Annotated in this window: 13 protein-coding genes; 11 read left to right on the top strand and 2 right to left on the bottom strand. The window is 34.9% G+C overall.

Annotation, left to right across the window (positions count from 1 at the left end):
• Positions 1-21 precede the first annotated feature (21 nt).
• The 9 genes from COU51_03970 to COU51_03930 are packed head-to-tail and all read left to right on the top strand — an operon-like array spanning position 22 to position 8098.
• Positions 22-1626 carry a hypothetical protein gene (locus COU51_03970; GenBank protein ID PIR66410.1) on the top strand — a complete coding sequence of 535 codons (1605 nt, stop codon included), beginning with the start codon at positions 22-24 and terminating at the stop codon, positions 1624-1626.
• Positions 1627-1684: 58 nt separating this feature from the next.
• Entirely contained in the window at positions 1685-2719 is a 1035-nt protein-coding gene (locus tag COU51_03965) for a CMP-N-acetylneuraminic acid synthetase (protein ID PIR66409.1), read from the top strand.
• A 2-nt stretch (positions 2720-2721) separates the two neighbouring features.
• Positions 2722-3396, top strand: a complete 675-nt coding sequence (locus COU51_03960; GenBank protein PIR66408.1) for a CMP-N-acetlyneuraminic acid synthetase — start codon at positions 2722-2724, stop codon at positions 3394-3396.
• On the top strand, positions 3397-4545 hold the full coding sequence (gene neuC / locus COU51_03955; GenBank protein ID PIR66407.1) for a UDP-N-acetylglucosamine 2-epimerase (hydrolyzing): 1149 nt from the start codon (positions 3397-3399) through the stop codon (positions 4543-4545). It abuts the gene before it with no gap.
• A gap of 4 nt (positions 4546-4549) precedes the next feature.
• Positions 4550-4915 (top strand): hypothetical protein, encoded by a 366-nt coding sequence (locus COU51_03950; protein ID PIR66406.1) that lies wholly within the window; start codon positions 4550-4552, stop codon positions 4913-4915.
• Complete coding sequence (locus COU51_03945; protein ID PIR66405.1) at positions 4912-5673, top strand: hypothetical protein; 762 nt, start codon at positions 4912-4914, stop codon at positions 5671-5673. The genes COU51_03950 and COU51_03945 overlap by 4 nt, the downstream gene beginning before the upstream one ends.
• A gap of 4 nt (positions 5674-5677) precedes the next feature.
• Complete coding sequence (locus COU51_03940) at positions 5678-6358, top strand: hypothetical protein (protein PIR66404.1); 681 nt, start codon at positions 5678-5680, stop codon at positions 6356-6358.
• A gap of 40 nt (positions 6359-6398) precedes the next feature.
• The gene (locus COU51_03935; GenBank protein ID PIR66403.1) at positions 6399-7190 is read left to right on the top strand and encodes a hypothetical protein; all 792 of its coding nucleotides are present in this window, start codon (positions 6399-6401) and stop codon (positions 7188-7190) included.
• Positions 7191-7195: 5 nt separating this feature from the next.
• A complete protein-coding gene (locus COU51_03930; GenBank protein PIR66402.1) occupies positions 7196-8098 on the top strand; it encodes an LPS biosynthesis protein WbpP in 903 nt (300 codons plus the stop codon).
• 65 nt (positions 8099-8163) lie between these two features.
• Here COU51_03930 and COU51_03925 read toward each other — a convergent pair whose 3' ends face one another.
• Both COU51_03925 and COU51_03920 read right to left on the bottom strand, forming a co-directional pair.
• Positions 8164-9324 (bottom strand): hypothetical protein, encoded by a 1161-nt coding sequence (locus tag COU51_03925; GenBank protein ID PIR66401.1) that lies wholly within the window; start codon positions 9322-9324, stop codon positions 8164-8166.
• A 26-nt stretch (positions 9325-9350) separates the two neighbouring features.
• The gene (locus tag COU51_03920) at positions 9351-10709 is read right to left on the bottom strand and encodes a hypothetical protein (protein ID PIR66400.1); all 1359 of its coding nucleotides are present in this window, start codon (positions 10707-10709) and stop codon (positions 9351-9353) included.
• A gap of 124 nt (positions 10710-10833) precedes the next feature.
• On the opposite strand from COU51_03920, the gene COU51_03915 reads away from it, so the two are divergent.
• Both COU51_03915 and COU51_03910 read left to right on the top strand, forming a co-directional pair.
• Positions 10834-11520 (top strand): hypothetical protein, encoded by a 687-nt coding sequence (locus COU51_03915; GenBank protein ID PIR66399.1) that lies wholly within the window; start codon positions 10834-10836, stop codon positions 11518-11520.
• A 3-nt stretch (positions 11521-11523) separates the two neighbouring features.
• Positions 11524-13515 carry a hypothetical protein gene (locus COU51_03910; protein ID PIR66398.1) on the top strand — a complete coding sequence of 664 codons (1992 nt, stop codon included), beginning with the start codon at positions 11524-11526 and terminating at the stop codon, positions 13513-13515.
• Positions 13516-13529 lie beyond the last annotated feature (14 nt).

The raw sequence follows: 13529 nt of genomic DNA, 5'->3' as shown, positions 1-13529 counted from the left end.
CAAAAAAGAGGAGGAAAGGCAATGGAAAAGCGTGAAGAAAATATAGAACATAGGTTGCTACGAAAAAAAGTATGTCTTATCGCTTGTCCATGGCTCTTTTACAATGAGGTAGAATTTAGATCACAGCAACTCGGGTTAGGGTATGTTGGTGCTTATGCAGAAGAAAATGGGCACTTAATTATTGCCTTTATTGATCCGATGATGGAGGGTGGAGAAGCAATTAGCGAAGAGGTTTATAATTTAAGGCAGCAACCAATTAGGCGTTTTGGACATTCTGATGAATGGATTATTGGTCGTATTCCAAAAGAGACAGATATTATTGGTATTAATGCACCGTTTACTGATTCTCGATTGGCCTTGTATCCGCTGGTTAAAAAGATAAAATCTATTTTTTCCAAAATAACAGTTGTTGTCGGTGGCGTATTGGCAACTACTTTGCCACGAGAGGTTATTGAAGAGTCGGGAGCTGATATTGTGGTAAGAGGCGAGGGTGAAATAGCCTTTACGCGCATATTGAATGACGAACCTTGGGAAAACATTCCGGGGTTAGTGTGTCGTTTGCCCGATGGGACAATTAAAGATACGGGTTTGCGTGTAGAGCAATTTAGAGACATAGATAAGCTACCTTTTCCAAGTTATAGATTTAGACCCATGGAAGAATATGTAACATTGTCTACATGGGGCAATAGAGTTGACAGAACCCTTCATTTAATTAGTTCTAGAGGATGCCCCTTTGATTGCCAATTTTGTTCATCTCCAGAAAAGGGTCAGCGTTTTCGGGCATTTTCCACAGAGAGAGTATTAAAAGAAATAAGGTTTTGTATTGAAGAATTTGGCATAAATCGGATAGAGATTGCCGATGATAATTTTACGTTTAATAAGAAACGTGTTCTCGAAATTTTAGACGGTATTGCAAAAATTCGAGAAAAAGGACATGATCTGAAATGTACCTTTCCAAATGGTGTTATGTTGGAGAAGATGGACAAAGAAGTTGTTTTTGCAATAGCGCGAGCAGGAGTGGAAATTCTTTATTTGCCAGTAGAGTCTGGTGATGAGCGAATACTCGTAGCCATGAATAAGTTTAATGCTTTTCAACATTTAGATCAGGCGCTTCAGGTAGCTGATTGGTGCAACGAGGCGAAACTTCCGTTCAGTTGCTTTTTGATCGTTGGTTATCCGGGTGGAAAAATAAAAAGATCAAGTTATCGAAATGTACCAAAATACGAAGAGTTTTATTTTAGAGACAGTAAAGGGAACTCTTATATTCAAGGTGAAGACGAGAGAAGCTTTGAGAAGACATTAAAATTTTTAGAAAAGTTTCATTATATGGGGTCTAAGGGTATAACCCCATTGATTACTACGCCACTTCCTGGTACAGAACTTTATGAATTTTGTGAAAAATTTGGGTATCTTGTATTTCCTGATAGCACAGATACGTTAGTGACCGTTTCTTATGCTGCCGTGACACCTGAGGTTGTTCAGATTAATACACCATGGTGTTCGCGTGAAGATTTATATAAACGGTGGAGAATTTTAATGGAGGCTTTTCCTACTTATCATAATGTAAGAAAATTAAAATTAAATGGGGACGAAGGTATTCTATCTGGAACCCAGATGAAAAAATAATTTTTTAAGCCCCATCCATGACGGGGCTTTATTTAAAAAAGATGGATATATAAAATTTATGAAAGATATAAAATTTGGAAATATTATTATTGGAAAAACTACCCCAGTTGTTGTTATAGCTGAAATTGCATGCGAACATATGGGAAATATGGAAAATGCTAAGGAGCTTATAAGGATGGCAAAAAATGTCGGGGCCGATATTGCCAAATTTCAATTACATATTCCGGAAATAGAAATGGTTCCCAATGTTATTAATTTTTGGGCAGGGTCATTAGACAAAATTTTGGCGAAAGTTAACATTGGTGAAAAAGAACAGCACAAAGAATTAATGAAGTATTGTAATGAAATTGGGATACAATATTTATGTACACCCTTTTGTATTGAAGCATCCGATATTTTGGATGAAATTGGAGTTAAAGCATTTAAAACCGGTTCTGGTGAAATGACAAATCTTACGATGATTCGTCATATAGCCAAGAAGAGAAAACCGATGATTGTTTCAACTGGTATGTGTACAATGGATGAAATTAGGGAAACGGTAGCTGTACTTAAGGAAGAAGGTGTTGATTTTGTTCTAACCAACTGCACATCCGAATATCCTGCTAACTATGAGCATTTGAATTTGAATTTGATTAATATTTTAGAAAAAGAATTTGGAATTTTAATTGGTCATTCGGATCATACTAAAGAAATTTATAGCTCTATAGCTGCAGTAGCGTTAGGTGCGCGAGTGATTGAGAAACATTTTACAATTCGTGATTTACATGGACCAGACGACCTCGTGTCATTAGATCCGGAAGAATTTAAAGAATTGGTCTCCGCAATAAGAAAGGTAGAGAAAACACTTTTTTCAGAAAAAAATATAACCAAAGAAGAGCAGGACGTGCGCGATTGGGCTCATCACAGCGTTATAGCCAAGGACGACATAGGAGCCGGAGAAGTAGTTGGTGCGCATAATTTGAGGGCTGCGCGTCCGGGTACAGGCATACCAGCAAAATTTTTAGATAAAATATTTTCAGAGGGTTTGTTTGGTCGTAAAACTAAACATGATATTGCAAAAAATGCTATTTTGCAATGGAATGATTTGGAGTAAATATGTATAAAAATAAAAAAATCGTTGCTGTTATCCCAGCGCGTGGAGGCTCAAAAAGAATACTTGAAAAAAATATCATCGATTTGAATGGTAAACCGCTTTTAGCATATTCGGTTGAATTAGCTAAAAAAATTTCTATAATTGATAAGATTGTTGTTTCTTCAGATAGTGAGAAAATTTTGTCTATAGCGTCCGCTTATGGAGCGGAAGCATTAAAGCGTTCAGCAGAGCTGTCTGGAGATATGATAAAAACAGAACCGGTTTTAATAAATGTTTTAGATGAGTTTTTAATAAAAGGCGAGATTTTTGATTATCTTTTATTGCTTGAGCCGACTTCTCCAATGCGAGAACAGCATACGATTGAGAAGATGATATATAAGGTTATTGATGAAGGATTTGACTCGGTAGGTACTGTTATTGAAGATAGAAGCTACTTTTGGCTGATTAATAAAGATAGCCACTGGGCGCCGCTTTTTTCTAATGCTTCGCGTAGAAGCCAGGAAAGAGATCCACTTTACAAAGAGGCGGGAGTAGGGTATATTATTAAATCAAGCGTTTTAAAGGAAAGTGGCAAAATTTTAGGAGGAAAAAGTGCATTTATAGTAGTTGAAGAAAAAGAGGGCGTAGATATAAATACACTGTTTGATCTAGAAATCGCCCGTTTTTTATTGAAATAAATTATGTCACGAAAAATAGCTATAATTACGGGGTCAAGAGGAGAATATGGATATATTCGCCCAATTATTAGAAGGATTGAAAAAGATCCGGATTTAGAATATGAAATTATTATAACAAATTTGCATCTTTTGCATGAATTCGGATATAGTGCGCAAGAAATAAAAAAAGATGGTTTTAAAATATCAGAATCAATACATAATACTTTTGATGGCTATAATCATCAAACGATGGTAAAATCTCTTGGAGTATTTTTGATGCAAGCTCCAGAAGCTATTGATCGTCTTAAGCCAGATATTATTCTTCTCGCAGGTGATAGAGGGGAGCAGTTAATGGCGGCTATAACAGGATCGCATCTCTATATACCCGTTGCGCATATTCAAGCTGGTGAAGTATCGGGGAATATTGATGATGCTACTCGCCATGCAATTGCAAGATATGCGCACGTTCATTTTGCTGCTAGCCAACAAGCGGCTGATCGCTTAATTAAAAGCGGGGAACAGGATTTTAGGGTTTATAATACTGGTGCGCCAATGTTGGATGAGCTAGTTGATGGTTCGGAGATTGCTCCAAAAGAAGAAATTTTTAACAAATTTGGTTTTGATTCAAGTAAGCCCATTTTTCTTTTGGTTATGCATCCAGTAACCGAAGAATATGCAAGTGCTGCAGAGAATACTGTAAAAGTTTTGCAGGCAGTGAATTCTTTTGGTGCACAGGTTGTAATTATTTTTCCTAATTCTGATGCCGGAAGTAAAGAAGTGCGCAATGTTATAAATAAAAATCGTTCGCCTTTGACGAAAATTTTTAGAAATTTACCTCGGAGAGAATATGCTGGAATTATGAATGTTGCCTCAGTAATGATAGGCAATTCTTCAAGCGGGCTTATCGAATCACCTGTTTTTAAGTTGCCAACAGTTAATGTAGGTAGACGACAGTTGGGTCGCGAGTATGCTACAAATATAATACATTCTAGTTATGATACCAACGAGGTAGTGTCTGCAATAAAAAGAGCATTGTCGGCTGAATTTAAAACGATTGTTTCCCAAGCGGTGAACCCATATGGGGACGGTGCTTCGTCAGAACGTATCGTGAATATTTTAAAGAATTTAAAAATAGATGACAAACTTTTAATAAAAAGGATAACTTTTTAATTTTATGTTTAAAGATAGCGATCTTGTTATTAGTGAAACTGCCAATATAATGGAAGCTATGGAGGCAATAAACTCTAATCAGAAGGGGGCAGCTTTTATTGTAGATTCAAACGATACTTTACTTGGAGTTGTGAGTGATGGCGATATTAGAAGGGCGTTACTCCAAGGTGCTATTTTAATAAGTCCGATTGTAAAAATTATGAATATTAATTGTATCTCTATTGACAGAGACGGTGATGCTTTATTGGTTGAACAGGTATTTGTGGCTAATCCGCAAATAACTATTTTACCGGACATAGATCAGAGTCGTAAATTAAAAAATATTTATTACAAAGATTCTAAAAATGATAAAATTTTATCTATAATATGAACGATAGCGAAGTAGGTGTAGACAACCAAAAAATTAAAAATAGATTCCAGAGGTTTGAATTTAAATATTTTTTACCTAAAAGAGAAATGGGTCAAATGTATAGCGTTCTACTTAGAAATCATTTAGTGCGTGATCCATTTTTAGAATTGGGACAGGATGGGTATTCTGTAAATAGTATATACTTTGACAGCCCAACACTTAGATGCTACAATGAAAAAATTAGCGGAATGAAAAATAGGGCAAAACTTCGCTTAAGAACTTACGGTGAGCAGTTAGATAATCCACAAACAATTTTTTTAGAAATTAAAAGGAAGTCGGATGCTATCGTTGTAAAAGATAGAACTTTTTTAAGCATAGACAATTATAGAAGAGCGATAAGCGGTGAGGTATTGCATTTTGAAAAAAATGATAGAGATAGTGATATTCTTGAAGAATTTACGGTAAGACAGCGGAGCTATTCAATGCTGCCATTAGTGTTAGTTCGCTATAAGAGGAATCCGTTAGTTTCGCGTTTTGATAATAATTTACGCATAACCTTTGACTATGATATTGAAGCGGCTGGCGCGGGAAGTTTTACAGATAGAAAAAATTTTAATCCAATTTTTCGTGATTTAGCAATAATGGAAATAAAGTATAATAATATTTTACCAGGGTGGTTGCATAAGGTTATCCAAAAGCATGAATTAAATCGTGAAGCGTTTTCAAAGTATTGTTACGGGATAGATACAATTAAAAAAAATAATCAATTAAAATACTAAAAATATGTTTGATATTTTACAAGGAGCAGGAGGGGGTTTATCAATTAATCCAATCACTATTGTAGTAAACATTGGATTGTCTTTTGGTTTAACGGTACTAATAGCGCTAGTATACAAAAAGACACATTCGGGTCTTTCTTATTCGCGTTCGTTTGTATTTACGCTTATCTTGATGAGTATCCTCATCTCTATTGTAATGATGGTAATAGGAAACAGCATCGCCGCCGCGTTTACTCTATTAGGTGCTTTTACTATTATTCGTTTTAGGACTGCGATTAAAGAAACTAGAGACATCGCATTTGTTTTTTGGGCATTAGTGACGGGCATGGCAGTCGGTACCGGGAACTATACAGTTGCTATTATTGCAACCATTCTTATAATGATTGTTGTGTTAGTTTTGTCTAAGATAGACTTTGGCTCAATGAAGAATTATGATTATGTTTTAATGTTTAATTTGAACAGCTCCTCGGACAATAATGCATATAAGCCGATTTTTGATAAATATTTAAAATATGCCAACATAATAAACATAGGAACTCGTGGAGAAGGGAAGGCACTTGATTTCACATTCAACATTAGATTTATTGATGATAAAGAAGCTACAAATTTTGTAAAAGAACTACAAAATTTGATGGAAGTTTCTAATGTAAGCTTAATGAGTTCAAAAAATGATATTGAGTACTAATTGATTTTAGCTTAAACTTTTTAATTATTAGGAGATTAATATGCAAAATTATAAAATTGGAATAATGGGTGTAGGGATGGTTGGAGGAGCTATGGCCCGTTTTTTTGAAAAAAATGGTGAGATGCCAATTTTGTATGATCCGCCAAGAGGATTAGACTCAAAAGAAGAAATCAATAAGGCTGATATAATTTTTGTTTGTGTGCCTACTCCTTATGATGAAGAAAGGGGTGGCTTTGATTTATCCTATGTAAGACAGGCTTTTTCTATCTTAATAGGCGAAAAAATAATTGTTTTAAAATCTACGATTTTACCCGGTTCTACCGATATGTTACAGGAAGAATTCCCTCAGCACAAGATATTATTTAATCCGGAATTTTTAACTGAAGTTACGGCTGACCAGGATATGAGTTATCCGGACAGACAAATTGTGGGTTATACGGAAAAAAGCTTTACAGTTGCGAAAGATATAGTACTTATGTTGCCTTTGGCTCCATTTGAACGGATTGTTCCGGCAAAAGTTGCAGAACTCATAAAATATTTTAATAATACATGGTTTTCTACAAAGGTAATCTTTGCAAATCAGATGTATGATGTGTGTGAAAAATTAAATGCCGACTATGATTTAGTTTCTGAGTGCGCGGCTGCAGATAAGCGAATAGGCCCTTCTCATCTAAAAGTAATGCACAAAGGTTACCGTGGTTATGGAGGCAAATGTCTTCCAAAAGATACAAGAGCATTTATTCAGCTTGGTGATCGGCTTGGTGCGGAGCAACGACTTTTAAAAATCGTAGAAGAAATTAATAATAATTTAGTTGGTAAAGAAGGAAAATAAAAAATATGTCAAAATTTTTAGTCACAGGAGGGGCTGGTTTTATCGGATCTAATTTTACACAAAAGGCGCTGGATCTTGGGCACGAAGTTTTGATATTGGATAATTTATCAACCGGAGTGCGCGAGAATATTGATCCGCGCGCAAGCTTTTATGAAGTTGACCTTTGCGACTATGAAATAATGAAACACTATTTCAAAGGAGTAGATTATGCCTTTCATTTTGCGGCTTTGGCGCGCGTGCCCCTTTCAATAGAAAAGCCGAGAGAGACTAACCGCAATAACGTTGAGTCGACGATTAATGTTTTAATGGCGGCCAAAGAAAATGGATTGAAGCGCGTTGTATATTCAGCATCATCATCTGCATATGGCGCACAAACTAAGATGCCCTTAGAAGAAAGTATGCCGGTAGCGCCCCTTAGTCCGTATGGAGTGCAGAAATATGTTGGAGAGCTTTATATAAAAAATTTTTATGACCTGTTTGGTTTAGAGGGCGTTTCCTTACGTTATTTTAATGTTTATGGTCCAAAGATGGCTTTCCACGGAGCATATACAACTGCAATCGCTACGTTTATAAAACAAAAAAAAGAGGGAAAAGCATTTACTATTTTTGGTGATGGTGAGATTACCCGTGATTTTACTTATGTTGATGATGTAGTGGAGGCAAATTTAAAAGCTGCAATGAGTTCTAAAGCTGGAAAAGGCGATGTTATAAATATTGGAGCGGCCAATAATCAAAGTATTAATAAAATAGCCGATTTGATTGGCGGAGAAAGAGTGTACCTGGAAAGAAGAAAAGGTGATCCGCAAGACACTATCGCGGACGTAACAAGAGCAAAAGAGTTGCTTGATTGGGAACCTAGAATAAACATTGAAGAAGGAATAAGAAGAGTAAAGGAAATCTATTTATAAAAATTTAAAATCCCCGAAAGGGGATTTTAAAAATACAAAAATAGAATATAAGAATTAGCCGCTGATTATTTTTCTAATATTTTATCCGTCCAATAAAAATAGAATAATGCAAGAACTCCAGCCAACGCAAAAGTAAAAATCATTTCTCCTGTAAAGAGAACTACCAAAAATCCCAATATAGCTGTGAGCGTTTTACCTAATGAAAGTGCCATCTCTCGAAAGATTAAATAATTCAAAAGGCGTTTTCTATTTGGTCGACTGTAAACTAATGCCTGAACCGGCACATCAAGTGTCCTTTTTGAAGTTTTATATAAACTATCGCTAGCAAAAAGTGATAACCAGTTAAAAGAAAAAATACGCGCAAACCAAGCAAGGGAAACAATTGCTGTAGTTGTTTTGATTAGGCGGGTTCGTGTTGGTTTATTTGCTAGTTTTCCTACAAAAATAATCATTATAAAGGCAATAAATAAAGAGATAGTAGTGAGTATTCCTATGTCTTCATAATTTGTGAATATAGTTAAGAGGAATATTGGCCAGATTGATTGTGCAATAACATCTTCCCCGGTTCCTAAATTGGCAATGACATCATTTCTGTAAAGAGGTGAGATGAATTTTTTTAGAACTCTTTTTATTGAATATTCTTGTTTTTCGTATTTTTCTTTGCTTATTAAAAGAGGAATGATAGAAATAAAAGATAAAGCGACAACAATAATAAATAAGGCGTTAAAACCGATTTTCATTAAAATAAAACCGCCAATCGTCGGGCCTAAAATGCTTGTGATACCTACTATAACTTTTAATGAGCCTATCTCTTCTCCCACAGCATCAATATTACCGTAATTTGTAAAATCAGCATGAAATGCCGGCCAATACAATGACTTATAGATTGCCCAGGCGATTGCGGAGATATAAAAGAGTATTGGAAATTGGCTTATTCCGAAAAGTGAAACGAGAAAAATAGTATAAAGAGGCATAGACCAGCCAATTGATGATTCATAGCCAATTCGAGAAATTATTTTTCCAAAAAAAGGCAATATTATACTGTATATAAAATAATGAACAGCAAAAAACAAAAGTATTTTTTTGGCGTCATACCCTAGCTGGTATAAATAAATCGGTATAAAAAGCAAAATCATTGATTGTCCAAAAGAAAAAATAACCGTACTCACGTATAGTTCGTTTAATTGTCGTGATAAGTGATGGTTGAGGTAGCGAATATATGGCATGTAAATACAAGGCTACAGTTTGATTTTTATCTTCCTTTAAATCTTAGGATAATGTTGAAGGTTTTGAGAATTATTGTTGCATCCAAAAGGAAAGAACGGTTTTTTATATAGTATATATCATATTGTAATTTTTTTACATTTTCTTCAATGTTACCAGCATAAGGATAGTTGATTTGCGCCCAACCGGTTAGTCCCGGTTTTGAAAGATGACGCAAAGGATAGAACGACGCTTTTTGCGATAATTCTTCTACAAATTCTGGTCGTTCCGGACGCGGTCCGATGAAACTCATTTCTCCGCGTAGAACATTTAGTATTTGTGGTAGTTCGTCAATTCTTGTTTTTCGCAAAAATTTTCCAAAAGGCGTAACACGGCTATCGGATTTTTGTGCAAACACCGCATTTCCGTTTTCAGCATTTTTTATCATTGTCCTAAATTTATATATTTTGAAAGGCCTTCCTCCTCGTCCTATGCGATATTGAGAATAAAAGACAGGACCCCTATCTATGAGTAGTGTTATTATTGCAACAAAAGGAAAAAGAACAATAAGTATTACGCTACAGAAAAGAGCTAGAATAAAGTCGCCCAAAATTTTTATTCGGTCATATATTTTTTTTTCAGATTCCATTAGGTTTTCCAGAAACCATCCTCGAGAGAGCGTTTCCAAGGGAAGCTTGCCGGTTATTTCTTCGTAGAGATCTAATAAATTAATAAAAGATAAGTCACAGAAAATAAGTTTGTAGAGTTTATTGGCTGTGTCGTTATCAAGATTTTTTCCATGGTGGATTACTACAGTATTAACGCCGAGTTCTTTGACACTATTTAGAAGCTCATGCATTGATACTTGTTTAAGAAACGTGTTGATTATTTCATCATGAATAACACACACGGCTTTATATCCAAGTTGAGGTTCGGCTTCAAAAGCTTTAGCAAGTTCTTCCACCTCTTTAGAGTATCCCAAAAAAGCAATTTTATTTACAAATAAATATTTTGCAGTAAAAAGGTTGAAAATTCCTCGCCAAACAAAAACAAGACAACCTGCTAAGATGACGTTTAAGAATAAATTTGTTTTCGGCGCAATTCCGAAAAAAGGAGTAAAATAAAAGAAAAAAGTCGCTATGAAAATATTTATTAAAAATGCTTCAAAAAGTGTTTTAAAAAAGAAGAGATTATTTTTAGCGAAATTCAAATTGTATAGATTTTGCGAATAAAATACTAAAAGCCAGATAAAATAAATAATAGCAAAAGGATAAAAATGCTCTTGCCAGTGATCTACTGCTCCAGTTTGACTATAGCGGACAATCAAGGTAAAATAAAGAGAAGCGAGAAGTATTAAAAAATCGCCAAAAAGTAAAGTTAATTGTTTAATTTTAGTTAAAATAAGCATACTCTAATGAATAGATATTCTTTATTTAGAATAGCTTATTTTAAATAAAAAATCAATAGTAACATAAAGATAGCCGATAATCGTAAATAATAAATTTGCGGTAGAGGCAATTTTATAAATTTTTATGAAAAAAGTACTAATTTTATTAATAGTTTTGATTATTGTCATACTTTTGACGGTCGGTGGATTTTATGGATATTCGTATTTCGAAAAACAAAAAGAAGCAAAGTTCTTATCGGAAAATCCCCAGACGAAGGATGCTTATGCTCTTATAGTCCAACGTGAAAAAGAAGTTAAGAAAGACCCTACCTTTTATGACGGTTGGATGAGTTTGGCGTTTAACTGGAAAGGAATTGGCGAGGTGCTGAAAGATGAAAAATATTTATGGCGTTCCGCAAAGCTTTATGATGAAGTTATAAAACGTTGGGGAACAAAGGCTTATTTACCATTTTTAAATCAAGCCAACGTTTATATAGAGTTGGAAGAGTATGACAAAGCAGAAAATGATTTGAAAATTGCGCTTGAGCAAGATATTGGAGAGCAAAATCTGTATATCGCATTGGCTGACCTTTATCGTTTATATATGAATAAAAGCAAAGAAGACGTTATGGCTGTTTACGAAAAAGGACTAGTAACTGTTGTAAGTGGAGGCAATTTAGTGAATAGCTACGCCAGTTATTTGAATAGTGTAGGAGAATATGAAAAAGCCCTTAAGTACTATAAGATGCTTTCTCAAGCTTATCCAAATAACACCGGATATCAAAATTTAATTAAAGAACTAGAAATTAAAGTTGAGCCAGCTAAGAACTAGTTTATGCATAATTTTTCAAAAAAATTAGTTTTTGTCCATTTATTTATTTTTGTATTTGGTTTTTTTACGCCCGTTTGTCAAGCAGAAGAGTCTCCTGCAAAATTTTATCTTGCTGGATTAACAGTTAGTGATATAGGAGTAGAATATCAGTGGCATTTACAAAAAATTGGCGCTCCAGATGCTTGGATAGAAACACAAGGAAGTAATGACATAGTTGTTGCCGTTATTGACTCCGGGGTTCAAATGGATCATCCGGATTTGAAAAATAATATCTGGATAAATCCAAATGAAATTTCGGGGAATGGGTTAGATGATGATAATAATGGATATATAGATGACGTAAAGGGCTGGGATTTTATAGAAAATGATAATGAGCCAGAACCAAAATTAGAAAATTGGCATACAGAAATAGCAATTCATCATGGAACAGCTGTTGCCGGTCTAATTGCGGCAGAAGGCAATAACGCTTTTGCCGGAGCAGGTGTTGCTTGGAAGGCAAAAATAATGGTTTTACGGGCTTTTGATGAGTTGGGTGAGTCAGATACGGTTATTGTGCAAAGAGCTATAGAATATGCTATGAAAAATGGAGCAGACATTATAAATATGAGTTTTGTCGGACTGGGGTATTCCAGAGATTTGGAAGAAACAATAAAAAAAGCTTATCAACAAGGTATTTTATTGGTGGCTGCGGCAGGAAATGAAAGCGGTAATAATCATGGGACTAATTTGGATAATATAAAATCTTATCCTGTTTGTTTCGGTGAGAATGGCGAGAACTGGGTTTTGGGAGTTGCCGGAGTAGATAAAGACGATAAACGCGCAGAATTTTCCAATTATGGAAAAAGTTGCATAGACTTGTCAGCTCCAGCGACAGATATCTATAGTTCTTTATTTTATAGTTCAAAAGATAGTGATTTTAATAAATTTTTTGGTGGAAAGCTAAACGGCACATCAATGTCAGTTCCACAAGTAAGTGGCGCTGCTGTTTTAATCAAAGCCATTCATCCAAATTATACAAATAAAGAGATAACAGAAGTTTTGATAAATAGCACGGATAATATTGATGGAGCAAACCCGTATTTTGCAGGACTTTTGGGAAGCGGAAGACTGAATGTGGCAAAGACTGTAGGATATGAGCCGATTTCAATGGAATTAAATAAAGAGCAGGAAGTAAAGTATGTTTTAGGTTCTAATCCAGGCGATGAGCCAAAAATTTGGCTTTTAGACGGAAAAGGGGATGTTAAAAAAGAATTTTATGCTTTTGCCCCTAGCTTTAGAGGCGGAGTTAATTTGGCATTGGGAGATGTTGATAATGATGGAATGACAGAAATTGTAGCCGGCGCAGGCGCAGGCGGTGGTCCACATATACGAATTTTCAATTTATCCGGAGAATTGGAATATCAATTTTTCGCTTATGATACCAACAACCGCAATGGTGTCAAAGTGGCAATTGGTGATTTAGACGGTAATGGAAAATCAAAAATAATTACAGTGGAGGCGAGGAATGGAAAGAGAGTAAGAGTATATAATCAAAATGGAATAGAAGCGGGTAAAGAGATAGATATTGCGGGAATAGCTTCGCAAATAGCTTTGGGCGATATGAACAAAGATGGAAAAGATGAGATAATTGTTGCAATCGGAAATAATATAAAAACTTTAAATAATAAAGGCGAACTTTTAGGAGAATTTGTTTATGTATATAATAAAAGTATGGCAGTCGCAGATATGAATAATGACGGATGGGCGGAAATAGTTTTAACAAATGGTAAAATAGTTAAGACCTATACATTAAATGGACGTTTATTATCTCCCGGATTTAGTGGTGCGGACTTTGTTTCTTCCGGAGATAGAGATAATGATAATGAATATGAAATATTGACTAGAACGGGCAGTGAAATATCCATTTGGGATAAGTATTTCAATCGTACAGCAACTCTATATCCGCTTGGAAAAGACAGTAAAGTAAAATTTAACGCATATATTATTTCAAGATAAGTTAATTTAATTAA

The organism is Parcubacteria group bacterium CG10_big_fil_rev_8_21_14_0_10_36_14, from assembly GCA_002772895.1.
Taxonomy (GTDB): domain Bacteria; phylum Patescibacteriota; class Patescibacteriia.
The sequence above is the reverse complement of the archived record's forward strand: the minus strand, read 5'-3'. Positions and strand labels throughout refer to the sequence as shown.

Coding starts and splice junctions, on each gene's coding strand:
- COU51_03960 (PIR66408.1), top strand. CDS start 2,722: ATGTATAAAAATAAAAAAATCGTTGCTGTTATCCCAGCGCGTGGAGGC.
- COU51_03950 (PIR66406.1), top strand. CDS start 4,550: ATGTTTAAAGATAGCGATCTTGTTATTAGTGAAACTGCCAATATAATG.
- COU51_03910 (PIR66398.1), top strand. CDS start 11,524: ATGCATAATTTTTCAAAAAAATTAGTTTTTGTCCATTTATTTATTTTT.
- COU51_03940 (PIR66404.1), top strand. CDS start 5,678: ATGTTTGATATTTTACAAGGAGCAGGAGGGGGTTTATCAATTAATCCA.
- COU51_03935 (PIR66403.1), top strand. CDS start 6,399: ATGCAAAATTATAAAATTGGAATAATGGGTGTAGGGATGGTTGGAGGA.
- COU51_03930 (PIR66402.1), top strand. CDS start 7,196: ATGTCAAAATTTTTAGTCACAGGAGGGGCTGGTTTTATCGGATCTAAT.
- COU51_03920 (PIR66400.1), bottom strand. CDS start 10,709: ATGCTTATTTTAACTAAAATTAAACAATTAACTTTACTTTTTGGCGAT.
- COU51_03915 (PIR66399.1), top strand. CDS start 10,834: ATGAAAAAAGTACTAATTTTATTAATAGTTTTGATTATTGTCATACTT.
- COU51_03925 (PIR66401.1), bottom strand. CDS start 9,324: ATGCCATATATTCGCTACCTCAACCATCACTTATCACGACAATTAAAC.
- COU51_03965 (PIR66409.1), top strand. CDS start 1,685: ATGAAAGATATAAAATTTGGAAATATTATTATTGGAAAAACTACCCCA.
- COU51_03945 (PIR66405.1), top strand. CDS start 4,912: ATGAACGATAGCGAAGTAGGTGTAGACAACCAAAAAATTAAAAATAGA.
- COU51_03970 (PIR66410.1), top strand. CDS start 22: ATGGAAAAGCGTGAAGAAAATATAGAACATAGGTTGCTACGAAAAAAA.